This window comes from Pseudomonas sp. 300 (assembly GCF_055803035.1).
This window is the reverse complement of the sequence record NZ_JAVLRV010000002.1, coordinates 1,060,080-1,083,723: the sequence shown is the minus strand read 5'-3', so window position 1 is coordinate 1,083,723 and position 23,644 is coordinate 1,060,080. Positions and strand designations below refer to the sequence as shown.

22 protein-coding genes and 4 pseudogenes are annotated in these 23,644 nt (G+C 58.2%); 22 read left to right on the top strand and 4 right to left on the bottom strand.

Annotation, left to right across the window (positions count from 1 at the left end):
• Positions 1–3: 3 nt before the first annotated feature.
• From Q7W83_RS11390 to Q7W83_RS11370, 5 genes are all read left to right on the top strand, one after another.
• Positions 4–1,110 (top strand): NAD/NADP octopine/nopaline dehydrogenase family protein, encoded by a 1,107-nt coding sequence (locus tag Q7W83_RS11390; protein WP_473656071.1) that lies wholly within the window; start codon positions 4–6, stop codon positions 1,108–1,110.
• On the top strand, positions 1,107–2,105 hold the full coding sequence (locus tag Q7W83_RS11385) for a 3-hydroxybutyryl-CoA dehydrogenase (RefSeq protein ID WP_473656070.1): 999 nt from the start codon (positions 1,107–1,109) through the stop codon (positions 2,103–2,105). Before Q7W83_RS11390 ends, Q7W83_RS11385 begins: the two co-directional genes overlap by 4 nt.
• Before the next feature lie 134 nt (positions 2,106–2,239).
• Entirely contained in the window at positions 2,240–2,863 is a 624-nt protein-coding gene (locus Q7W83_RS11380) for an NIPSNAP family protein (protein WP_473656069.1), read from the top strand.
• Between the two features lie 147 nt (positions 2,864–3,010).
• Complete coding sequence (locus Q7W83_RS11375; protein WP_263596863.1) at positions 3,011–3,562, top strand: GMC family oxidoreductase; 552 nt, start codon at positions 3,011–3,013, stop codon at positions 3,560–3,562.
• 57 nt (positions 3,563–3,619) lie between these two features.
• Positions 3,620–4,027 (top strand): helix-turn-helix domain-containing protein, encoded by a 408-nt coding sequence (locus tag Q7W83_RS11370; protein WP_473656068.1) that lies wholly within the window; start codon positions 3,620–3,622, stop codon positions 4,025–4,027.
• Between the two features lie 45 nt (positions 4,028–4,072).
• On the opposite strand, the gene Q7W83_RS11365 is transcribed toward Q7W83_RS11370, so the two are convergent.
• Entirely contained in the window at positions 4,073–4,327 is a 255-nt protein-coding gene (locus tag Q7W83_RS11365) for a hypothetical protein (protein ID WP_473656067.1), read from the bottom strand.
• A 27-nt stretch (positions 4,328–4,354) separates the two neighbouring features.
• Positions 4,355–5,260, bottom strand: a complete 906-nt coding sequence (locus Q7W83_RS11360) for a LysR family transcriptional regulator (protein WP_150632626.1) — start codon at positions 5,258–5,260, stop codon at positions 4,355–4,357.
• Between the two features lie 97 nt (positions 5,261–5,357).
• Here Q7W83_RS11360 and Q7W83_RS11355 point away from each other — a divergent pair, with 97 nt between their 5' ends.
• The 12 genes and pseudogenes from Q7W83_RS11355 to Q7W83_RS11300 all read left to right on the top strand — a co-directional run bounded on the left by Q7W83_RS11355 (position 5,358) and on the right by Q7W83_RS11300 (position 16,699).
• A complete protein-coding gene (locus tag Q7W83_RS11355; RefSeq protein ID WP_473656066.1) occupies positions 5,358–6,143 on the top strand; it encodes an SDR family NAD(P)-dependent oxidoreductase in 786 nt (261 codons plus the stop codon).
• A 298-nt stretch (positions 6,144–6,441) separates the two neighbouring features.
• Complete coding sequence (locus tag Q7W83_RS11350; RefSeq protein WP_473656065.1) at positions 6,442–7,842, top strand: aspartate aminotransferase family protein; 1,401 nt, start codon at positions 6,442–6,444, stop codon at positions 7,840–7,842.
• A gap of 70 nt (positions 7,843–7,912) precedes the next feature.
• Positions 7,913–9,280, top strand: a complete 1,368-nt coding sequence (locus Q7W83_RS11345) for a glutamine synthetase family protein (protein ID WP_150632623.1) — start codon at positions 7,913–7,915, stop codon at positions 9,278–9,280.
• A gap of 36 nt (positions 9,281–9,316) precedes the next feature.
• Positions 9,317–9,388 (top strand): annotated as a pseudogene (locus Q7W83_RS11340) (aldehyde dehydrogenase family protein); the annotation flags it as partial.
• 51 nt (positions 9,389–9,439) lie between these two features.
• Positions 9,440–9,595, top strand: a pseudogene (locus Q7W83_RS11335) (histone deacetylase family protein); the annotation flags it as partial.
• Positions 9,596–9,758: 163 nt separating this feature from the next.
• Positions 9,759–9,878 (top strand): annotated as a pseudogene (locus Q7W83_RS11330) (MFS transporter); the annotation flags it as partial.
• A gap of 116 nt (positions 9,879–9,994) precedes the next feature.
• Positions 9,995–11,263, top strand: a complete 1,269-nt coding sequence (locus Q7W83_RS11325; RefSeq protein WP_473656064.1) for a serine hydrolase domain-containing protein — start codon at positions 9,995–9,997, stop codon at positions 11,261–11,263.
• 125 nt (positions 11,264–11,388) lie between these two features.
• Positions 11,389–12,726, top strand: coding sequence for an alginate export family protein (locus Q7W83_RS11320; protein ID WP_473657613.1), 1,338 nt, complete (start codon positions 11,389–11,391; stop codon positions 12,724–12,726).
• Between the two features lie 39 nt (positions 12,727–12,765).
• Entirely contained in the window at positions 12,766–13,869 is a 1,104-nt protein-coding gene (locus Q7W83_RS11315; protein WP_150632620.1) for a polyamine ABC transporter substrate-binding protein, read from the top strand.
• A 48-nt stretch (positions 13,870–13,917) separates the two neighbouring features.
• Entirely contained in the window at positions 13,918–14,406 is a 489-nt protein-coding gene (locus Q7W83_RS11310) for a DUF3237 domain-containing protein (RefSeq protein WP_150639506.1), read from the top strand.
• Between the two features lie 136 nt (positions 14,407–14,542).
• A pseudogene (locus tag Q7W83_RS11305) lies at positions 14,543–15,841 on the top strand (PDC sensor domain-containing protein); the annotation flags it as partial.
• 39 nt (positions 15,842–15,880) lie between these two features.
• Positions 15,881–16,699, top strand: a complete 819-nt coding sequence (locus Q7W83_RS11300) for a methyl-accepting chemotaxis protein (protein WP_412071776.1) — start codon at positions 15,881–15,883, stop codon at positions 16,697–16,699.
• A 71-nt stretch (positions 16,700–16,770) separates the two neighbouring features.
• On the opposite strand, the gene Q7W83_RS11295 is transcribed toward Q7W83_RS11300, so the two are convergent.
• Positions 16,771–17,724 carry an aldo/keto reductase gene (locus Q7W83_RS11295; RefSeq protein WP_150639504.1) on the bottom strand — a complete coding sequence of 318 codons (954 nt, stop codon included), beginning with the start codon at positions 17,722–17,724 and terminating at the stop codon, positions 16,771–16,773.
• Between the two features lie 89 nt (positions 17,725–17,813).
• The gene (locus Q7W83_RS11290) at positions 17,814–18,425 is read right to left on the bottom strand and encodes a TetR/AcrR family transcriptional regulator (RefSeq protein WP_473656063.1); all 612 of its coding nucleotides are present in this window, start codon (positions 18,423–18,425) and stop codon (positions 17,814–17,816) included.
• A 357-nt stretch (positions 18,426–18,782) separates the two neighbouring features.
• Between Q7W83_RS11290 and Q7W83_RS11285 the strand changes: the two genes are divergently transcribed.
• From Q7W83_RS11285 to Q7W83_RS11265, 5 genes are all read left to right on the top strand, one after another.
• On the top strand, positions 18,783–19,451 hold the full coding sequence (locus Q7W83_RS11285; protein WP_473656062.1) for a GntR family transcriptional regulator: 669 nt from the start codon (positions 18,783–18,785) through the stop codon (positions 19,449–19,451).
• 72 nt (positions 19,452–19,523) lie between these two features.
• Positions 19,524–20,330 carry an ABC transporter substrate-binding protein gene (locus tag Q7W83_RS11280; RefSeq protein WP_150653630.1) on the top strand — a complete coding sequence of 269 codons (807 nt, stop codon included), beginning with the start codon at positions 19,524–19,526 and terminating at the stop codon, positions 20,328–20,330.
• 12 nt (positions 20,331–20,342) lie between these two features.
• Positions 20,343–21,116, top strand: coding sequence for an amino acid ABC transporter permease (locus tag Q7W83_RS11275; RefSeq protein WP_150653629.1), 774 nt, complete (start codon positions 20,343–20,345; stop codon positions 21,114–21,116).
• Positions 21,117–21,118: 2 nt separating this feature from the next.
• Entirely contained in the window at positions 21,119–21,898 is a 780-nt protein-coding gene (locus tag Q7W83_RS11270; protein ID WP_150632613.1) for an amino acid ABC transporter ATP-binding protein, read from the top strand.
• Between the two features lie 84 nt (positions 21,899–21,982).
• The gene (locus Q7W83_RS11265; RefSeq protein WP_473656061.1) at positions 21,983–23,593 is read left to right on the top strand and encodes a gamma-glutamyltransferase family protein; all 1,611 of its coding nucleotides are present in this window, start codon (positions 21,983–21,985) and stop codon (positions 23,591–23,593) included.
• Positions 23,594–23,644 lie beyond the last annotated feature (51 nt).

Genomic DNA, 23,644 nt, shown 5'->3' with positions numbered 1-23,644 from the left:
TTCATGAATATCAGTGTTATCGGCGGTGGTCACGGTTGCTACGCGGCAGCGATAGAGTTGGCGGAGAAAGGCCATTCGGTGCGGTTGTGGCGCCGAGACAGTGCCGCGCTGGAAAAACTGCAAGGCCTGGGCCATCTGCTCGTGCGCGACTTTCGTGGCGAACGACGCTTGAGCCTGGGGCAGATCGGGGATGCCTTGACCTTGACGGCCGATCTGACACAGGCCGTGGCCGATGCTCAGTTGTTGGTCATTGCCTTGCCATCAACCTCCCACCAAGCCCTTGCCAACGAACTGGCGCCCTTGTTGCGCGACGGGCAAGTGGTGTTCCTGCCGCCGGGGACGTTCGGCAGCCTGGTGTTCGCCCAGGCAATGGCAAAGGTGGGAAATCACAGCGAGGTGGCGTTTGCGGAGACCGGCACCTTGCCCTATCTGGCGCGCAAGCATGGCGATAACCAGGTGGTGATCAGCGGCTACGCGACCCGTCTGCCGACCGGGGTTTTTCCGAGTCGTTTGAGCGAGTCGGCGTTCGCCGTATTGCGCGAGGCTTACCCCAGCGTCGAGCCGATCGAAGATGCACTCAGCGGCGCGCTGATGAACGCCGGCCCGATCATTCATCCGCCGTTGATCCTGATGAACGCGGGGCCACTTGAGCATTTCGAGACCTGGGACATCCACAACGAAGGGACCGTGCCTTCGATTCGTCGCGTGACCAATGCCCTCGACGCCGAGCGTATCGCCATTCGTGAAGTGTTGGGCTATGGCGCACCGCATTTCCCGCTGGCCGATCATTACGCCACCGACGGCGATGAGTGGATGTACGGTCGCGGCGCTCACGGCAAGCTGACCGATAGCGGCGATTGGCGTGAAGACATCGACTTGCAAAAGCACCGCTACATGCTTGAAGACACACGACTGGGCTTGTCGTTTCTGGTGTCGGTCGGGCGCTGGGCTGGCGTGCCGACGCCGGTCGCCCAGGGCCTGTTGAGCCTGGCCACGGTGGTCAGTGGCATCGACCTGTACGCCGAGGGTCGAACCCTGGAAAACCTCGGGCTGGATCAACTGAGCCGCAGCGAAATGGCGCAGTGCCTGAACCAGGGATTGCAGGCATGAGCGCCGATCCGCAACGCATCTGTATCGTCGGCGCGGGGCGCATGGGCGAGGGCATTGCCTTGGCGTTCATGTTCGCCGGACTGCCGGTGACCCTGATCGATATCAAGCAACGCGAGCCCGTGGCGCAGGACCGCTACTTGCGCCAGATCGAGGGCCACTTGCGCGGCGAACTGGCGACGCTTGCACGCCTGGGAACACTCGATCCGGCACAAGTTGAACAGGCGATGAGCCGTTTACGCTTGAGTGATCGCGAGGGCAGTGGCGACGATTTGCACAATGCCGCTGCCGTGTTCGAAGCCGTGCCTGAAGTGCTTGAGCTCAAGGCGCTGACGTTCGCTTGGCTGAGTGAGATCTGTGGCGATGAAACAGTGATTGCATCGACGACGTCGACTTTTCTGGTGACGCAGTTGGCGGCACTGGTTGCGCACCCGCAACGCTTCGTCAATGCCCATTGGCTGAACCCGGCGTTTCTGATGCCGCTGGTCGAAGTCAGCCGCAGCGAGGCCACCAGCCCGCAGGTGGTGCAACGCCTGATGGCATTGCTCAAGCGAATTGGCAAAGTACCCGTGCAATGCTCCCCGGCTGCCGGTTACATCGTGCCGAGAATCCAGGCATTGGCGATGAATGAAGCGGCGCGAATGGTCGAGGAGGGAGTGGCCAGCGCCGAGGACATCGACACCGCGATTCGCGTCGGTTTCGGTCTGCGTTTCTCCGTGCTGGGGATGCTTGAGTTTATCGACTGGGGCGGCGGCGACATTCTGTTCTATGCCTCCCATTACCTGGCTGAAGCCATCGATCCGCGTTTCCTGCCACCCAATGTCATTGCCGAAAACATGGCGCAAGGGCGCAACGGGCTGCGTGAAGGTCAGGGTTTTTATGATTACCAGGACGTTGATCTGGAGGCCTACAAACTGCAGAGGCTGGGTGAGTTCACCCGCAAGCTTGAGTTGATGGGGCTGTCACCGGTGTTCAACGGTGGCGTGGCAACGTCCTGAGCGCGGAGCTGACGTGTGATCGCGACAGCTTCACGACCTGGTTGCACAACCGGCGCGCCGTTATGGCGGCGTCGGTTTTTTCGTGGTGGATGCAGGTCATCCACGCATTTGTCGGGTCCTGAATCGAGGTTGTCATGAAGCTGTACGAATTGATCACGTTCACCGTGCGGGTGCGCACTGTCGCCACTGCCATGGTTTGTCTGGAGCAGCGCCTGGCCGTCGATGACGCCGCCGTGAAACTGATCGGCTGCTGGGCGTCGGAAATCGGCCCGCTGAATCAGATCGCGGTGTTGCGTGGTTTTGCCGATGAGGCGGCTCGCCAGGCTGAGCGCGAACGTTATCTGTTGTGTGGCGACGCGTTTGGCATCGAGGCGTATCTGACGGACATGCGCGTGGAAAACTACACCTTGTTTCCCTTTATCCAGCCGCTGCCTGCCGGGCCCCACGGGCCGTTCTACGAACTTCGCGTATACGACCTCGTGCCGTCGGGCCTGGCGCCCACGCTCAAGGGCTGGGAAAAAGCGGTAGGGCCGCGAACCGGCGCGCACTACTCCCCGGTCTATGCAGCCTTCTACGCCACCGACGGTCAGCTGCCGCGATACCTGCATATCTGGCCTTACGACTCGCTCGAACAGCGCCTGGACGTGCGCACCCGAGCGGTGCGCGACGGCGTCTGGCCTCCGGAGAACTCCGCGCCACAGCTGCGCGATATGCATTCGACGGTGTACCTTCCGGCGGCGTTTTCACCTCTGCATTAAACCGTTTCTCGGGCTGGCGAGATTGTCCAAGTTCTTGTCAGCGCCAGGCAAGTATCGCGGGCTGCCACGCGCTTTAATTGAAGGCATCAAGGCCCGCGCCCATGTAGCGCGGGCTACCCTGCGAACCATACCGACCGGGAGCCTGAAATGAGCGAAGCATTCGACTATATCGTGGTGGGGGCCGGCTCTGCTGGCTGCGTGGTGGCGGCGCGGCTGATCCAGGCCAAGGCCGGCAAAGTCCTGTTGCTGGAAGCCGGGACCAAGGACAACAGCCCTTTCCACAGCATGCCGGCGACAGTGGTCAAGGTCTTCCAGCAGAAGTCCTGGCCGTACATGACAGTGCCCCAGGTGCACTGCAACAACCGCGAGATGATTATCGCCCAAGGCAAAGTGCTCGGCGGTGGCAGCTCGGTCAATGGCATGATCTACATTCGTGGCCAGCACCAGGACTACGACGACTGGGCCAATCAGTGGGGTTGCGTTGGCTGGTCCTATGACGACGTGCTGCCGTTCTTCAAGAAGGCCGAGGCTAACGAAAGCCTTGGCGACCAGTACCACGGCCAGGACGGGCCGCTGCCTGTCAGCGAAAACCGCTACCGTCACCCGCTGACCATGGCCTTCGTGCGCGCCGGCCAGGAGCTTGGCGTACCCTATGTAAACGATTTCAACGGAGCCCGTCAGGACGGTATAGGTTTCTAGGCCAATGCCGAAGAGGGCGGGGCGCTTGAGAACGCACTGATCTCGCTGCTGCAACCGATGATGCAATACGACCTGCGTAACGTGCCGGTGGACTCCCTGCGCCTGCAGGCAGAGCGCTTGATTCGCGAGCAACTGGGCAGCGCGCAATTGAGCCCGGCAAGTATTGCCGAACAGATGCGCATGTCGGTACGGCAGTTGTACCGGTTGTTCGAAAGCGACAACGAATCGGTGTGCCGCTACATTCAACGCAAGCGCCTGGAGCAGGCGGCGTTGTCTTTGCTGGAGCCGGCGCTGGCGCACCGTTCGATCACCGACATTGCATTCGCCTGGGGGTATCAGGATGCCGCGCATTTTTCACGGGTGTTCAGGAGCCTGCATGCCTGTTCCCCGCGTGAGTACCGGCAAAGGAAGGCATTGGATGAAACCGGTCAACGTGATGTGACGGCGTCTATCGGAACGGTATGAGGCTTCCAGGTCCAGGGTATAACGGACGTCCTTTTTGCTAGGACTTCATACCCGTGCAACCGCCCCATACGCGGCGGCCGGCTGCTTGTGGCCCAGAGTGTGTAAAAACGCCTTCGCGATCGTTGGGTTAGCCAAATCAAACTCACCTGTCGAGATACCGAGCTGCTCGAAGTAAGCGGCGAGCTCCAGGTAACCATCGAGCAAGCCGCCAGCGAGGAACGGCGTGCCGGATTCATCGAGTGCCTTCTCTCGTAGAACGCCAGGCTTCGGCTCACGCCAGAGGAAGCAGTTGGCGGCCACTAAGAATGGCCCGTAATTTTTGACTCATCAAACACGACGAGGCTCGCCCTCGACAATTTCGCGCATCAGACTCAGGTAACGACTCGCTCCCAGCCCCAGAGGTCGGTTCTTCACCCAGATGATATCGACCCATAACCGCATCTGACTCGGCATGTTGTCAAACACCACCTCCGTCAATACGCCCGAAGTGATTAGAGGTTGTACCAGCGGTTGTGGAAGATAAGCCCAGCCCAATCCTTGCTGCACCAGATCCAGCGTTGCCAGATAACTGTCGCTGAGCCAAATCCGCCGCGACAGCACAACACGTGGGTCAGAGTCTGTAGGTCCTCCAGTAGCAACGATGATCTGCCGAACGTTGACCAGTTGCTCTTCACCTAAGGGGCTTTTCTTGCCGGCGGCCGCCGGATGATCTGGAGAGGCAACTGCTACTAACAATTGGCTCCCCGCTTCAAGAAACGTCTCCCGCTCGTCAAGCCCTGGTCGCTCAAATCCAAGTGCCAATTGCACACGCCCTTCATGGAGCATGCGCATCGCCTCCGGATGGGACGCGGAGCGAATCTCGATTTCAAGCGTAGGAAACTCTCTGGCGATAATTGACAGCGGGCGATTCCATACGCCTGTTTGCAGCTCCGGCGCCATCGCAAGGATCAAGCGCCCCTCCAACCCCTGATGAAGCTGGAGGGCATGCGCGTCCAGCAGGTTTAACTGGCTCGCGACCTGTCTTGCTTGGGGCTCAAGTGCTTTGGCGGCTGCTGTAGGAATGGCTTTGCGGGTTGATCGGTCAAAAAGCAAGAGATCCAGCTCTGCTTCAAGCTGTGACACCGCCATGTTGATAGCGGAGGGAACCCGGCCTAATTTTCGTGCGGCGGCGGAAAAGGAGCCGCTGTCCACGACCGAGAGGAAAACTTTAAGTGACTCGCTGGTAAACGCCATTATGGTTGTCAAATTTTCTGATAATGATCGTCTTTATTTATCAGATTTATTAGCCTAATTTCCACTCCTATTACAAATTAAGTACGTGGGGGACACCATGTTCGGTACGGAATTGAGGGGGCATGTGGCACTTGTCAGTGGTGCCGGAAGTGAAGCAGGTATTGGTATGGCGATCGCTCGCAGGCTAGGTGCATCTGGGGCGAAATTGATCGTCACCGCCAGCAGCAACCGCATCGCGGATCGGGTTAAAGAGCTACGCCTCGAAGGGTTTGAAGTTGAAGGCCGGCCAATTGACCTCACGGATGAAAGTCAGGTGCGTGAATTCAGCCTATGGGCAGAGTCAGTCTGGGGGCGGGTCGATATTCTGGTGAATAATGCGGGAATGGCCATGCAAGGAAGCCCCGAGATTTTCTCGGAGTTGGCAGCGATGGAACTGCATGAATGGAATCTGTCACTGGCAAGAAACTTGACGACAGCTTTTCTTCTAACTCGGGCCGTTTTGCCCGGTATGAGGGCGCGAAATTACGGGCGTATTGTCAATATCAGTTCCACCACGGGCACCAGGTGCAGCAATCCGGGCGAAGCTGCTTATAGCGCCGCTAAGGCCGCAATGGTTGGCATGAGCATGGGGCTTGCACTTGAAGTAGCCAAGCAGGGGATCACTGTAAACAGCGTTGCTCCCGGCTGGATCACGACGGGGTCATCCTCCCCCGTTGAAGCAGAGGCGGGGCGCTTCACCCCAATAGGGCGGGCAGGCAGTCCTCGCGAAGTGGCTGCAGCGGTTGCATTTCTGGCGTCTCCTGAATCCAGTTACATCACCGGTGAAGTCATCGTGGTGGATGGCGGGAACTGTCTGGTCGAGAACAAAGCCCCTCAAGCCTGAGATCAGGACACGGACGGTTTATTCTCTTTTGGCCGAAAGTAAAACAGAGCATTTGATCTACTCAAGCCGGCTATTAAGTTTGAATACTCTCCAGCGCGATCAACGAATGATCTTGGGGGGCGGCGGCTATCACCCCGATATATTAAATCGCGATATATCACAGAGTTTGTAAGTTCACTGGGCGGTATTAACCGGTCGTATAGGAGCTGATAGGAGAATGAATGCAGCGGTGGGTTGTTTTTCTATATGAACGGCAACGGCTTTTAATTAACTTGATAATTAACATAGGGTTTTGATCATGTCGAAAAGTGGAATTAGTGAATCAGCGATTGCTGCGTTTACCGCCTCCGAGCGTGCCCGTTTTATAGAAAGCAACCCAACGTCAATGGCGCTGGCCAAGCGTGCCAAGGCGAATTTGTTCAACGGTGTTCCCATGCACTGGATGAGCGATTGGTCGATGCCTTCGCCGCTCTTCGTCCAGCGTGCCAAAGGGGCACGCTTCACCGATGTTGACGGTCATGACTACATAGACTTTTGCCTGGGCGACACAGGCACTATGTTTGGCCATTCACCTGATCCTATCGCCCGCGCCATCGCAGAGCAGGCCAATAATGGCCTGACAACGATGCTGCCTGGCGAAGACGCGGTGGTCTGCGCAGAGTTGCTGGCTCAGCGCTTTGAGCTGCCTTATTGGCAGGTGACCGCCAATGCGACTGACGCCAATCGTTACGTTCTGCGCTGGGCGCGCGCTATCACCAAACGCAACGTTTTGCTGGTGTTCGACGGCTGCTATCACGGCACCGTAGATGACGTGATGGTGCGCTACCGCGACGGCAAAACGGTGCACCGTGCAGGTCTTGTGGGCCAAGCCTACGACTTGACCCAATACAGTCGATCCATCCCCTTCAACGATGTCGCCGCACTGGAGGCTGCTTTAGCCCTGGGCGATGTGTGCGCGCTGATGTGCGAGCCGGCGATGACAAACATAGGCATGGTCCTGCCCGATCCGGGATTCATGCAAAAGTGCCGCGAATTGACCCTTAAATATGGCAGCCTGTTGGTCATTGATGAGACCCACACTATTTCTACCGGCATCGGTGGATGCACTCGCCAATGGGATTTGAAACCCGACTTTTTTGTGGTGGGTAAACCCATCGCAGGGGGCGTGCCTTGCGCTGTGTTTGGCGTGACCGAGCAAGTTGCCTTGGCAATGAAAGCCGCTCAGAAGACCATCAGCGAAGAGAGTGGCGGGCATGGCCACAGCGGCATGGGAACGACGCTGTCCGCCAACGCACTGGCGATGCGTTGCATGCGAGTCAGCCTCGAAGAGGTCATGACAGCGTCTGCCTACCAACGCATGCTGCCCCTGGCCTCAAGACTGGCCCAGGGATTTCGAGCGTTGTTCAAGCGGCACCGACTGAACTGGTCTGTCACCGAGTTGGGGGCTCGTTGTGAGTTTCAATTCTGTGCCTCCCCGCCCAGAACAGGTGCGCAAGCCGAGGCGGCTTTTCATGACAGCCTTCAAATGGCGCTGCACCTGTATCTGATCAATCGCGGAATCCTGATCACGCCTTTTCACAACATGACCCTGTGCTGTCCACAGACAAGTGATGCGGATGTCGACAGGCTGATCGGTGAACTGGATAGCGCGCTGACCACGCTGCTTGCCCTACCTGGCGCTCGGGTCATCCCTTCATGAGTGGACGTTTGACGCCCCCACTTTTCTCAAATACTGCCAAGTCGCTTGAATGAGCGCTAAGAGGTTTGACATGCAATTTGCTGATAAAAAAGAGGCCGTAGATTATCTGGCCGCCCACCCTGAAGTGCGGAGCATCGAGTTGTTCCTTATCGACGCCAATGGTGTTCCACGGGGCAAACTGCTGCATCGCGATGAACTGCTGGCGATCTACGAAAATGGTCGGCCGCTGCCAAGTTCCATTCTTGCCTTGACTGTACAGGGGGAAGACGTAGACGACACAGGCCTGGTCTGGGATGTCGCTGACGCTGATTGCTGGACCTACCCCTTGCCGGGAAGCCTGACCTTGCAACCCTGGCGCACTAACCCAACAGGCCAAGTGCAGGTGAGCATGCACCCGACCCAAGGTGTTCCCGCCGCACCGGCCGACCCGCGCCACGTACTGGTGCATACCATCGAGCGGCTTCAAGCCGATGGATTCCATCCGGTAATGGCCGTTGAGTTGGAGTTTTACCTGCTGGACCGGCAACGCGATGTTAACGGTCGGCCGCAGCCGGCGTTGCAAACCAATGGGGTTCGCCCTGCTGCTCCGCAGGTTTATGGCGTATACGAACTGGAGCAGCTTCAACCGTTTCTTGATGACCTCTACGCTGCTTGTGCGCTACAGGGGCTGCCAGTACGCACGGCCATTTCCGAGTACGCGCCTGGCCAGGTCGAATTGACGCTGGAGCATCGTTTCGACGCACTCCAGGCCATTGATGAAGGCGTACGTTACAAACGCTTGGTCAAAGGGGTGGCCAACAAACATGAACTGCAAGCGTGCTTCATGGCCAAGCCGTTCAGCGACCAGGCCGGTAGTGGCATGCATTTGCACGTCAGTCTGGCCGACGAGGAGGGTAACAACCTCTATGCGAGCGAAGACCCACAGGGTACGCCACTGTTGCGTCACTCAATTGGCGGGATGATGGAGACCTTGTTTGACTCGCTGGCGATATTTTGCCCCCATGCCAATTCATATCGCCGGTTCCAGACCGGTAGCTACGCGCCGCTGGCCAAAAGTTGGGGCGTCAACAATCGTACGGTGTCGTTCCGCGTGCCCGGCGGCCCCGCGATAAGTCGGCACATCGAACACCGCATTTGCGGAGCCGATGCCAACCCGTATCTTGCCGCTGCCGCATTACTTGCGGGCATTCACCATGGCATCACTCATCAAAGCGATCCTGGCGCGGCGATTGAGGGTAATGGCTATGAGCAGGCTACCGAATTTCTACCTACCGACTGGCTGACAGCGTTGCAGGCATTGCAACATTCAACGTGGGCACGTGAGGCGCTGGGAGCCGAATTCCTAAAGGTATTTTTGGCGATCAAGTGGCGCGAGTTCCGTCAATTCAATGCTGAAGTCGGAGAGCAGGACTGGCGCTGGTACCTCACTCACGCATGAGTGTTGGCTCGTCAACATGCCTTGCAATGGACCGCTGAAGCTATCGGCGTCTGCGCCCTGATCACGCCGTGGAACTGGCCGCTGAACCAGATCGTCTGCAAGGTCGCGGCCCCTACCGGAATTATCTTTGCCGAAATACTGCCATGCGGGCGGATTTTTCAACTCAAAGTTTCTGTCAGCCATGAGGGCTTCCGTTTACTGGGACAGCGGATTAAGGCACTGGGGATTCCATGTGTGGTGGTTCAGGAGGGTGGCTATGACATCGCCACGCTGGATGAAAATGCCTCGCGATTCTTCGCCGGCATGACCGCTTGACTTAAGAAACGGATTACCCCGGGTCGTATCACGGATCATCGTGAGCTGTCCGGGGACTTTTGCCCAGTACCACCTAAGTGGTGCTTAAGGTCGTGGGCTTGTTTATTGTCGATGAGGTTCAGTCAGGAATTGGTTGCAGCGGCACGCATTTATGGGGGGCGCGCCGCTAAAGATGCGCGTCATGGAATCGGCCGAGGACGCGCCTGATCTGGCCTCGGCGGTGAACATCGGTGCCTTCAATCTCGGCAACGCATTGGGTGTGGCGCTGGGTGGAGCGGTGTTGGCGCTGAGCGCGGCGAAAAGTTAACCAAGCAAAATGTTTTATTGACTAAAAAATAATATCGGGTAATTATTTCCCTGCATCTGCTCGCACGCAGAGTCATTTTCAGGGTCAACCCGATGAGTCAGAAAACCGTGCCTTCACTGGCCAGTCTTTACATCGAGACTAATGGATCGTCATTCGACGCGCGCCAGGCGCCTTTGCTTATGCAGGGCTTCCCGGCAGAGCCGCAACGCCGCGTCACCTGGAACAATTGGATGCGCCCGCCGTTTAGCCAGTGGGGTTTCCGTAACCTGGCGCGCCTGCGTCCCTCCATTGATGTGCAGGCAGGTTCCGGACCGGTCAGTACGTTGCAAGAATTTCCACAAGCGTTGGATGAGCTGCACTTCGACAGTGAGTGTGGTCTGGGAATCAGCGTCATCGATCACCTGGTGGCCAGCCAGACCGATGCCTTTTTGGTGATGCAGGGCGACACTGTGCTGTTCGAGCGCTACTTCAACGGTCAGCGGCCCCGAGACCGGCACATCATGTTCTCGGTGACCAAGTCACTGATCGGCACCCTCGGTGAGCAACTGGTCTGTGACGGTTCACTCAACCCAACGTTGCCTGCAGCGTATTACGTGCCTGAGTTGGTGGGCAGCGCGTTTGGTGATGCCACCGTACGCCAGCTGTTCGACATGGCTGTGGGCATTGAGTACAGCGAAGTTTATGACGACCCCAACTCGGAGAGTTCGCAATACGGCTATGCCTGCGGTTTTCAGCCTGCACCTGCGCAATACACCCAGTTCGAGTCGTTGTACCAATACCTGCCGTCTCTAAAAAAACGCGGCACCCACGGTGGCTTTTTCCATTACGTGACCGCCACTACCGAAGCCTTGGCCTGGGTCATGGAGCGCGCCTCGGGCAAGGCCTGTGATCAGTTACTGCAAGAAATCTGGAGCCAATTGGGGTGTGAGCGTGACGGCTACTTTATGGCCGACCCGTGGGGGCGCAGTGTCGCCGGGGCCGGTTTCAGCGCCACTTTGCGTGACATGGCGCGTTTTGGCCGCCTGCTGGCCAACGATGGTCGCCAGGGTGGAGTGCAATTGTTGTCGACCGAGACGGTCGCACGTCTCTTCGCCGGTGCCGACCCAGCGATCTATGCCAAAGAGCCCGACTTCTCCAGCTGGACCCCCGGCGCTTCCTACCGCAGCCAGTGGTACGCCTTCAACGATCACAGCCAGGCGATTATGGCCGGTGGTATTCATGGCCAATACCTGTTTGTCGACAAACCGTCCGGTGTGGTGATCGTCAAGCAGTCATCGCTGACCGACGCCGTCAGCCAATTCGATGCTGACAGTGTGCGCATGCTGCGTGCCATTGCTGCGTGCCATTGCTGCGCACCTTAGCGACTGAAACGCCCCATAAATACAAAAAGTTTGCGTCCTATTCGCCTGGCTCGGCCAGGTGTTGGCGGCGTACTGCGCCGCCATTTCACTGCCCTGTAACAACAATAATCACACAGGAGCTTCATATGGTTTCGATGACGCGTTTCTCTCGAGCGCTCTTAGCGTTCGGCTTACCCCTAACGACCCACGTTGCGTTGGCTGGCTACAGCTTCGAGGACGGCAACCTCAAAGGTGAGTTCAATCTCAGCGCCGGGGGGGCGACCCTTTCCACTCGAAACGTCAACTTTGGCAGTGGCCGCGTCGATATGCGCGGCGGCAAAAATGGCGGCACGAAAATCGACTGGCAGGAGTTCTACGTCAAGCCAGGCATCAAGCTGGACTATTCGCTGCAGCCTGACTTCAGCCTGCTGGCCGGTGGCTCGCTGGTGGCGGCGACCACCTTTGGCGATGGCGATGCCGGTGGCTTTACGCGCAGCTCTGATGGTGATGTGGCCGCTGAAGAACTCTACGGCGGTTTCCGCGCCGGGGAATGGACGCTGACTGCCGGGCGCCAGAACTACATGATCGGTACAGGCTTCATCGTCATGGACGGCAACCTTGACCAACTCGATGACGGCGCCTATTGGCTTGGCCCAAGAACCGCCTTCAAGGATTCGGCGATCCTGGCCTGGGATCATGGCGCGTTGAAGGCCCAGGCTTTTAGCTTGCGAACCGACGACGATCTGGGTGACTTCCGCATGACGGGCGCCAACCTGGATTACAACCTCGACGACCAGGTGACGCTGGGCGCCATGGCGATGAAGGTCAATGCGCTGGGCCCCAAGGGCAGCACGGCCCCTCGATTCAGGGACGGGATGCAGGTGTACAACGTCAGGGCACTCAACGCCAAGGTGCCGGGCGTATCCGCCTTGACGCTCAACGCCGAATACGCGCTGGAGAAAGGCAGCGGCGAGGGCTTCGATTACGATGCCAAGGCTTGGTATGGTCAGGCCGATTACGCGTTCAATAGCTTGCCCCTGACGCCGGTCATCGGCTATCGCTACGCCAGTTTTTCAGGCGATGACAACCTCACCGATAATCGCCAGAAAGCCTGGGACCCTCTGAGCAAAGGCTTCGTCGACTGGAGCACCTGGCTGGTGGGGGATGTTGTTGGTAACTACTTGTTGTTCAACAGCAACGAAAACGTTCAGCAGTTCTCACTTAAAACTCACCTGAACCCAACGCTGACCCTCGGTGCGATTCACTATCAGTTTTGGCTGGACGAAAAAAATTACATGGGCGCACCGGTCAGTGATCGGCGCTTTGCCGATGAGAGCGTCGTTTTCCTCGACTGGACTCCGACTCCATCTTTTTATACGTCGCTGTCCTACAACTGGGTCAAGCCCCTCGCCGCTGCCAAGCAGGTATTCGGCGATGATAAAAAATTCAGTGCGCTGGAACTGTACTTCACCTACCGCTATTAAGTGTCGCGAGCCGCCGCGGCCGCTTAGGAGTGTTTGACCATGAACAAGAAAGTACGCAATGCCCTGTTGTGTGTCGCTCTGTCGTTGTTGACGGTAGGAATGTCTCAGGCTGAAGAGCGCACGGTGCGCATCTATAACTGGATCGAATACTTGCCACCGGAGATCCTCAAGAGCTTTCAGGAGGAAACCGGGATCCGTCCGATCTATGACGTGTTCGACAGCGTCGAGACGCTGGAGTCCAAGCTGCTAACCGGCAACTCTGGCTATGATGTGGTCTACCCCGGTAGCGCCAACCTGAGTCACTTGATCGCGGCGGGTGCTGTCCAGCCTCTGGACCGTAGCCAACTGCCGAACTGGCAGCATCTGGCCCCGGAGTTCATGAAATCCCTGGAGGCGGTAGGTGACACGGGCAATCGCTACGCTGCGCCCTACCTGTGGGGCACCACGCTGATCGGCTACAACGTCGACAAGGTCCAGCAGATTCTGGGTGCCAATGTGCAGATGAACACCTGGGACATGATCTTCAAGGAAGAGAACCTCAGCAAGCTGGCCAGTTGTGGCGTCGGTTTCCTCGATGCAGCCAACGAGATCTTGCCCATCGCTTTGCACTACAAGGGCCTCGATCCCAACAGCCAGAAACGCGAGGACTACCCGCAGGCTCAGGCGGCGATGATGAAGATTCGCCCTTACGTCACCTACTTCAACTCGTCGCGCTACGGCATGGACCTGGCCAACGGTGACATTTGCGTCGCCGTTGGCTGGTCGGGCGGCGTGGCGCTGGCCAAACAGCTGGCCGATGCTGCGGGCAAGGGTGTGAGGGTGGAAATGGCGTTACCCAAGGAAGGCGCGCCGATGTGGTCGGACGTGATGATGGTGCCGGTTAACGCCCCCCACACCAAGGAGGCCCACGAGTTCATCAATTACATCCTGCGCCCGGATGTGATCGCCCGGATCAGCAACAAGATCGGATACCCCAACCCGAACAAGGATGCCACCGCGCTGGTGAATGCGGACATCCGTAATAACCCCAACATGTATGTGCCGGACGAAGCGCGCAAAACCCTGTTCGCTTTACAGCCCATGCCGCCAGCCATGGAGCGGATCCGCACTCGCACCTGGACCAGCATCAAGACCAATCGCTGATCATCGTGGCCCGGTGCTTTTGTGCCGGGCCACACAGGAGTGTTTGCCATGGCTGAACCATTGGAGTTGAGGGGCGCCGCCCCCAGCTTGTATCGGGTGCTGGCCCTGCGCGTCGATATCGGCCCTGGGCTGTTGTTGGGGGAGAGCGTAGATGGAACGCGTTGCAACTACCCAATTCTCGGGGGGGATTTCGAAGGGCTGGACTTCAAAGGTCAGGTGCTGGCCGGGGGCGAGGATTTTTTCCTGCTGCGCCCTGACGGCGTCGGTCAACTGGACGCACGCTACAGCTTGCGTACCGACCAGGGGGAGTTGATCAACATCCGTAACATCGGCTTGCTGAACATGACCGAATACGGTCGCCAGCTGGAGCGACAAGGCCAGTGGCCGATTCCCGAAACGGAGTACCACTGCACCTGCACGCCGGTGTTTCAAGTGCCTAAGGGGCGCCTGGACTGGCTCACCCGTGCAAGCTTTATCGGCCATGTGCATTACCCCAACGCAAGTCAGGTAGTGATTCACTGCTACCGCTTCTATTGATGCCCGAGATTCACCTCTGCTGTTAAGTACGGCCTCTGTTAACCCTTGTCGCTGGCGCGCATCGCCGGTCGGACGGGTGTGGATGACAGGCAGTGCAACAGGGGGGCACGGGCACTTCCTCTGATCGGCGACAGGCATGTCGCCATTTTTTTGTGTGGCCACTCGGCACAGGAGACTCGCCATGTTTGTCACTTTACGAGCCCGAATTATTCTACTGGTCGGGCTATGCCTGACACTGTTGGCCTTGGCCCTGATCAGCACCGCAATCAAGGAAGTGAGTGGCTTGAGTCAGCGCGCCGAAGGGCTGACTTCTGCCAGCATGACCCAGGCTATCGAGGAACGTGTGGTTGAGTCCGTTCGTTTCCAGTCCTCTGGTGTCCAGGTGTTTTTCCGCGATGCCCTGCGCGTCGGTGAGGCCTCATCAGCGGAGGTCATGCGAATCATGTCGCTTAGCGGTAGTGGGGCGCTGACACCAGAGCACGCCAGGGCCTACATCACCGGGCAGTTGCAGGCCAGCTTGCAAGCCAATCCGACGTTTATCAGCACTTATGTCGTCTTCGAGCCCAACGCTTTCGACGGGCAGGACGCGCACTTTTCCGGACAGAGCGAACTGGGTAGCAATGAGTTGGGGCGTTTTGCGCCGGTCTGGTTTCGCCAGAGCGGCGGGAAGATGGAGCAAGTCACGGTGCAAGAAAAGAGCATTGTCGACGACAAGCCCATGGCTGACGGCAAGGCATCCCGCACCTGGTATGACTGCCCGCTACGAACGACGCAGCCTTGTCTGCTGAATCCCTATCTCGATGATGCCTCTGGCAGTCCGATTCTCATGACCTCGCTGACCCTGCCAGTGATCGATCACGGTCGTGTGGTAGCGGTGCTGGGTATCGACATTCAGTTAAGCCAGATTCAAGTCGTAGCCTTGGCTGCCAAGGCAGGCTTGCCGGGGCAGGCTGGGGATGTGTGGATTGTCAGCGCCTCTGGACGGGTTGCTGGCAGTACGCTGGACAAGGATGCATTGGGCGGTCACTTCAAGGAACCTGGCGTGGAGTACTCCGCATTATTGCCGGGACAATCACGACCGCTGCAGGATTTGCTCGTCAGTCGGACGTTCTCACCCATTCCTGGGGCCGAACCTTGGCGCATTGTGGTCAAGGTACCCTCGGAGCAGATGTTCGCACCGCTGCTTAAGTTGCACGAAGCGATGAATGAGCACCTGCTCGCGGCAGTGCAAAAGGAGGTGCTGATGGGCTTGGCGCTGACGGTTTTTGGACTGGTGGTGATCTGGCTCGCGTCCCGGAGCATCGTACGACCACTGCGGGCAATGTCGCTGATGGCCGACGATTTGGCCCGGGGCGAAGGCGATCTGGTCAAGCGCCTTAACTACGCCCGTGCCGACGAATTGGGCGGCGTGGCCAGCGGACTAAATGCTTTTCTTGATGTGTTGCAGCCTATTGTCACCCGCCTCAAGGGCTCTATGACCGAGTTGCGGGCGGCGGCGGCCAGATCTGCCCGAGGCAGCACCGCTAATTTGCAAACCATGGAGCACCAACGCCAGGACATCGATCAGGTTGCAACGGCTATGTACCAGATGAACCTTTCGGCGCAGGAGATTGCTCGCAATACCGCGTCGGCGTCGCAAGCAACGGGGACTGTATTGCAGACCATTGACGACGGCACCGAGCTGATCGAAAGAACCACCCGGATAGTTGCCCGCCAGGGCGAGGACTTGGCCAACGCCAACCGCCAGGTCAACCAGCTGTCCGTCAAGAGTGAAAAGATCGGCAGCGTCCTCGATATCATCCGCGACATCGCCGAACAGACCAACCTGCTGGCGCTCAATGCAGCCATCGAGGCGGCACGGGCGGGTGAATATGGGAGAGGGTTCGCCGTGGTGGCTGATGAGGTACGCAACCTGTCCAGCCGCATTCAGGATTCGATCCAGGAAACGCGCTCGATCATCGAAGACCTGCAGCAAGATACCGTCGTGGTCGTGCATTCGATGACGTTGAATCAGAATCTCGGCCAGGAACTGGCGGCGCTGTTTGGTGCGTTAGTCGAGTCGCTGTACGGCGTTGGTGAAGGCATAGGTCAGGTGGCTCAGATGAACGTCCAGATTGCCAGCGCTGCCGAAGAACAGAGCGCGGTGTCGGAGCAGATCAATAGTTCGGTCGGTCGCATCCGCCGGCTCAGCGAGGACCTGACGGCCAGCGCACGTGAGTCGGCGCAGGAGATCGCCGATGTGAGTGGGCAGGCCACTGAGCAAGGACGTTTGCTGGAGCGTTTCAAGACCTGAACTGAGTGGGCTTCGTTTTTTTGTGGCTGGTCATGCCAGCCACATGCCTGGGCTCTTGCTTACAGACAGTCTCAAAGGAGGCTGGCCAGGTCCAGTCGCTCAAGGGTTTGCGCATCCAGCCCGAGTTGCGTCGAACGCGCCAGGCTATTGAGTTGCTCCAGGTTGGTGGCACTCGCAATGGCAGAGGTTACACCGGGTTGGTGCATGACCCAGGCCAAGGCGATTTCCGCAGGTGGGACCTGCTGTTCCTGCGCCACCTGATGCAGAACGTGCAAAATGCGTATGCCGCGCTCATCGAAATACTTTTCCAGGTCCTCGCGGCGAGCACTGTGCGTCAGGTCATTCAGGCCTTTGTATTTGCCACTGAGGAAACCCGAGGCCAGGCTGAAGTAAGTCAGGACCTCGCAGCCCTCGGCCAGGGCAAAAGTACGCAACTGCTGTTCGAAGTCATGGCGATCATAGAGGTTGTACTCCACCTGAAGGCAGGTGTAGTGGGGCAGGGCGTGGCGATCGGCAGAGGATTTGGCCGCCTGCAGATCTTCCAGGGTGTAGTTGGATGCGCCGATCGAGCGAACCTTGCCGCAGGCGATCAACGTGCTGTAAGTCTCCAGGGTTTCCTCGTGTGCTGTCGAGGCATCCGGGTAGTGGGAGAAGTACAAATCGATGTAATCGGTTCGCAGTCGACGCAGCGAATCATCCACGGCTTGCAGGATTCTGCCTTTCGAGAGCCCGTGCTGATCGGGCGAGAGTTCGGCCCCGACCTTGGTGATAATCTTCACTTCACTGCGTCGGTGGCTGTTCTGACTCAGCCATTTACCAATGATGGCTTCCGACTCGCCGCCGCGATTACCACTGGCCCAGATGGAATAGGCGTCTGCGGTATCAAAGGTGTTGATGCCGAGTTCAAACGCTGCGTCGAGTAGCTTCAGCGAATCTTGTTCGTTGACGGTCCAGCCAAAGACATTGCCGCCCAGCACCAGGCGTGAACTCTCCATCGTTGAACTGCCCAAATAGTCTTTTTTCATACCGGTCCGCCGTTTGAGCTAATCGTCAGTCCTCTGGTTTTTGGCGTTCAGCCAAACACCCTGCGAGGTGATTGCATCTGTGTATTTTCTCAGGCCCGCATGCCGTAAAAGAGCAACTCGGTGATGTGCCTTACCTGAGCGGAGTGGGACTCGACATCCGGCTGCTCCTGGTTGACCAGTCTGAACAACTGCAAGTGTGAATAGTCGTTCAACAGGAAAGAGGCCAGGTCGACGTCGAGGTCGGCGCGAAGTTTGCCGGCCTGCTGCAACTCTCTGAGCAACCCACTGATTTCAGTCCTGAGTGCATCGTTCATGGCGCGATAGCCTTGGGGCAGCCCGTTGTCGCCGCCAAACAATATCAGTGGCAGCAGTTCACGCCAGAGGCTGGGGTGCATGACCTCCAGTGCGTAGCCGGTCAACCGCCGCTCCAGGTAACACATGGCATCGACCGGGTCCTCAATGTCAGGCATCTGGCTGCGAGCGTCCTTGATGGCACGCTGGTCGGCGTCGTGCAGGATTTCCAGAATGATTTCCTGTTTGTTACCGAAGTACTTGAACACCGTGGGCGCTGACACCCCAGCCTGGTTGGCAATTTGTTCGATGGTGGTGTTCTGGAAACCCTGGTGCTCAAACAGTTCGATGGCTGCCTTGCTGATGGCTTGGCGTCGTTCGACTTTCTGACGTTCACGTAGTCCGCTCACGGGTGATCCTTGTCGCTATGAATAAGGGGGGCGGCTGTCGCCCAATCATCCATTCAAAATACTTAATCGGATAAAATATTTAAAGCGATAATTTCTGTAGTGCACTCTCTCGCGGGAGCAAAAGACCTCGAAGGTTGGCGAAATGATTTGTTACCTGGATACCGTTATTCACCTATTTGGGGCGCGCTGGGCCATTTCGTAGCACACGGTGACTATCGCGCCGATCTGAAGAACATCAGGTTTTGAGTAATAACTCCTTTTTAATTAATAACTTGAGGAATTTATAAGCAGGCTGGCACGGTTTCTGCTGATTTGAATCAATGGATAATTGGATACAAAACTGCAAAAGGTGACTTTATGCAATTCGCTCCCACCTACGTTGAACGTCAGCCCCTGACCGCTGAGGAGGAGGCTTACAACTTTTTGCTGGAAGCGATCTGTGGCGGTCGTTACCGCAAAGGCGACCGTCTGATCGCGGAGGACATTGCCAGCGAAGTCGGGATGAGCCGGATGCCGGTGCGCGAAGCCTTTCGCCGTCTCGATGCTCAAGGCCTGGTAACCCTGCGACCTAATCGCGGGGCCATTGTCAGTGGTTTGGATTTCGACGAATTGCACGAAGTCTTCGAGATGCGCAGTGCCCTCGAGGGTCTGGCCATCCGCGTGGCCGTGGCCAAGATAGGCGAGCGGCAGTTGGCCGCTTTGGAACGCATGCTGGATGAGATGGATGACTACCGCGACGAAAGCGCCGAGTGGGTCAGACTTCATCGTTCCTTCCATGAATACCTGTGCAGCCTCAGCGGCCGCCCTCGGCTGATGAAGCAGATCTCGGCGCTGTATTCGCTGATTGAGGCGCCAATGCGCCTGTGGCTGCAACACAGCGAAAAACCCTTGAGCGCTCGCCAGGAACACGCGGTGATCCTCGATGCCATTCGCTCAGGCAATGTCGACCGGGCCGAGGCAATTGTGCGCGAGCACATCGAGGGCACGGTGCCGGCGCTGATCCAGTTTCTGCAATCGGAAAAATAGAATCGGGCTCAAACCCGACAGTGTTTTGACTTTGAGTACTGCCCCGTTATTAAACAACTGGAGTGTCTCGTCATGCATAAACGCCATATGTTACTTGCCGCTGTATCCCTCGGGCTCTGTGCACAGTGGGCGGTTGCCGCGCCCCAGGTGCCGGAGCGACTGCAAAAGGCCGACAAACTCACCTATTGCTCGGGCATGGACTCACCGCCCTTGGTGTCGTTCGATGAGGCACAAAAACCCAGGGGGCTGACGGTCGATCTGGGGCTGGAAATCGCCAAGCGGCTGGGAGACAAACCGGTGCAATGGCGGGTCATTCCTTTCTCCGGGTTGCTACCGGCATTGCTCGCCCAGCAGTGCGACATGATCGTTGATCAGCTGTTCGACAAGCCCGAACGGCGGGAGGTGATCGACATCGTCAACTATATGTATTCCAGCCAGTCAGTGGTTGTTCCAAAAGGCAATCCCAAGGGCATCAGAACCCTGGATGGACTGTCTGGGCACAAGGTGGCGGTGCTCAATGGCTCCACGATCAAAACCTTGCTCGACGCCGAAAACGAAAAGCTGACCAAGGCTGGCAAGACGCCGATGAAACTGGTGGTTTACAACACTGACACCGACGCCTTTCAGGCGCTGCGTATCAGTCAGGTAGATGCTTACGGCACCACAGTGGAAACCGCCGGGTACTACGCCGCAAAGGCGCCTGATCTTTTCGAGGAGGGCGTTCCAGCCTTCAGCCGGATTCTCACCGGCTTGGGAGTTCGCAAGGATGATCCGCAGCTCACCGCAGCGGTACAACAGATCATCAGTGACATGCGCAGCGACGGCAGCTACGTACAGTTGCTGAGCAAATGGCATGTTTCCAGCGACACACTCGACTGAGGCGAACGCTCGATGAACTTCAATTGGGATGTGTTCTGGCAATACCTTTTACAGCCCAGCAGCGTGTACCTCACTGGACTCTGGCTGACCTGCCTGATCAGTGTGCTGGCGATGGCGTTGGGCTGTGTGTTGGGGCTGGGGGCGGCGCTGATGCGTCTGTCGCGCAATCCGTTGCTCAACCTGCCAGTACGGTTTTACGTATGGCTGATGCGCGGCACGCCGCTGTTGGTACAAATCGTCTTTCTGTACACCGCATTGGCGGCCGGCGGGATCTTCCGATTTGAGGACGTGCAACTGTTCGGTTTGGTCGTGCCGGGCAACATCCAGGCAGCGATTATCGCCCTGGGTCTGAACGAAGGCGCTTACATGGCCGAGATCATCCGTGCCGGGATTGGCGCCGTGGACAAAGGACAGTACGAGGCTGGGCGTTCGCTGGGCATGACTTTCGCCAAACTGATGCGGCGCATTGTTCTGCCTCAGGCGTTCCGGGTCATCGTTCCGCCATTGGGCAACGAGTTCAACGTGATGCTCAAGAATACGACGCTGGTCAGTGTGATTGGCGTGCAGGAGTTGCTGCTGAGCACACAAATGGTCACGTCGGCGACATTCCGGGTATTTGAACTGTACCTGGTGGTGGCGATTTATTTCCTGCTGCTGACCACTCTTTGGGGCTTCTTCCAGCGTTGGTTGGAAGCGCGTTTCGGACAGTCCGATCGACCCGCACCGCCTGCGGCTGGTAGTCGTATGTTCGGCCGCGGCACGCTGAAATTGCTGAGAGGGCGTTAAGCATGGCGCACAAAAGTGAAGAACTGATCATCGAGGCCCTGGACATTCATAAGTCTTTCGGCGATCTGGAGATTCTCAAGGGGATTTCCTTGCAGGTGCGGCGCGGTGAAGTGGTGGTGTTGATCGGCGCTTCGGGCTCGGGAAAGACCACCTTTATTCGCTGCATCAATCTGCTGGAAGACATTCAGGGTGGGCGAATTCGCGTCAACGGCCGAGCGATGGGTTACCGCGAGCGCGCCGACGGCAGCCTGGTACGCGACTCAGAGCGCAACATTGCTCGACAGCGTCGGGACATCGGCATGGTCTTCCAACGTTTCAATCTGTTCCCCCACATGACCGCGCTGGAAAACATCATGGAGGCACCGATTCAGGTGCTTGGCGTGCCACGCTCCGAAGCGTTGGAACAGGCCCGGGCGTTGCTCGCCCGGGTCGGTCTGGCGGACAAGGCGATGCATTACCCCTCGATGCTGTCCGGTGGACAGCAGCAGCGCGTGGCGATTGCTCGGGCGCTGGCGATGAAGCCACAGGCCATGCTGTTTGACGAGCCTACCAGCGCCCTGGATCCCGAAACCGTGGGCGAGGTCCTGCAGGTGATGAAGCAGTTGGCCGATGACGGCATGACCATGGTGGTGGTCACCCATGAAATGGGTTTTGCCCGGGAAGTCGCTGACCGCGTGGTGGTCCTCGATCAGGGTGAACTGATCGAACAGGGGCCGCCGGAGCAGATCTTCAGTCGACCGACTCACCCGCGGACCCAGGCCTTTCTCAGCCGCGTGCTGTGATCTTTTCAGTCAGGTCTTTTATCTCCCGGTAGTGGAACCGGATCACCTCCGGCCAGTGAATCTTTGTTTGGAAGAACTTTTGCCATGTTGAAATTTTCTGCCCACGAATATCCCTATGCGTCGCAACGTCAGAGTGTGTTTGCCCGCCGTGGCATGGTCGCGGCTTCCCAGCCGCTGGCTGCCGAGGCCGGCATCGAGATCATGCGCAAGGGCGGCAATGCGATTGATGCCGCGATTGCCACGGCAGCAGCGCTTACGGTGGTTGAACCCACCGGTTGCGGCTTGGGCGGGGACGCCTTTGCCTTGGTCTGGAGCAAAGGCCAATTGCACGGACTCAACGGCAACGGCCACGCGCCGGCAGCGCTAACTATCGATGCAGTCAAGGCGTGTGGTCACGAGCAGATGCCGCTTTATGGCTGGACGCCGGTCACGGTGCCCGGTTGCCCTTCGGCCTGGGCGGAGCTGTCCAAACGTTTCGGCAAGCTGCCCTTTGCCGAGTTGCTGCAGCCCGCCATCAGTCTGGCCAGGGATGGCTTTCCGCTGTCCCCGGTGGTCGCCCGGCAATGGCAGACGGCTCTGGATGAATTCAGCCCCCATCGAGACTCAGTGCTCGACGCCTGGTTCGACACGTTCCTGATTGATGGCCGTGCGCCAAAGGCCGGTGAATTATTCCGCAACCCGGCGCAAGCCCGAACGCTGGAAGAGCTGGCGGACAGTGCTTGCGAAAGCCTCTATCGCGGTGATCTGGCTCAGCGTCTGGATGCCCATTCCCGCGCCACCGGCGGCTACCTGCGAGCGAGCGACCTGCAAGACTATCGCGCGCAGTGGGTGGAGCCGATCAGCGTCAGTTATCGCGGCTACGATGTGTGGGAAATCCCCCCAAGCGGGCAAGGACTGGTGGCCCTGATGACCCTGAAAATCCTTCAAGGCTTCGACTTCGATCACCGAGACAGCCAGCAGACCTGGCACCGTCAGTTGGAAGCCATGAAGCTCGCCTACAGTGACGGCCTGCATTACATCACCGATCCGCTGCACATGCGTGTGGCGGTGGCTGACCTTCTCAGCGATGCCTACAGTAGCCAGCGCCGTGAACAGATCGTTGATCAAGCTCAGACTCCTAAGCCCGGCACCCCCCACTCCAGTGGTACGGTGTATCTGGCCACGGCGGATGCGGAGGGCAATATGGTCTCCTTTATCCAGAGCAACTACCACGGCTTCGGTTCCGGTGTGGTGCTGCCTGACAGCGGCATCGCCTTGCAGAACCGCGGGCAGGAATTCAGTCTCGATCCCGAGCACGCCAACTGCCTGGCTCCGGGCAAAAAAACCTTTCACACGATCATTCCCGGTTTCATCAGTAAAGGCGACGCACCGGTGGGACCGTTCGGCGTTATGGGGGGGTACATGCAGCCCCAAGGCCATGTGCAGATGGTCATGAATCTGGTTGATTTTGGTCTCAACCCCCAAGCCGCGCTGGACGCTCCGCGGTGGCAATGGCTGGGGGAAATGAAGGTCGGCATCGAACAGGGGGCATCTCGGGACCTGGCGGCTTCGCTGGCACGGCGCGGACACCAGATTCAGGTTGATTGCGACCTGATCAACTATGGCCGAGGGCAGATCATCATCCGTGACCCGGACACTGGTGTACTGTGCGGCGGCACCGAGCCGCGAGCCGATTCCCATATTGCCGTGTGGTAGCGGGCCGCTGAAAACAAGAAAAGAGACCTCGGTCTCTTTTCTTGTTTCTGT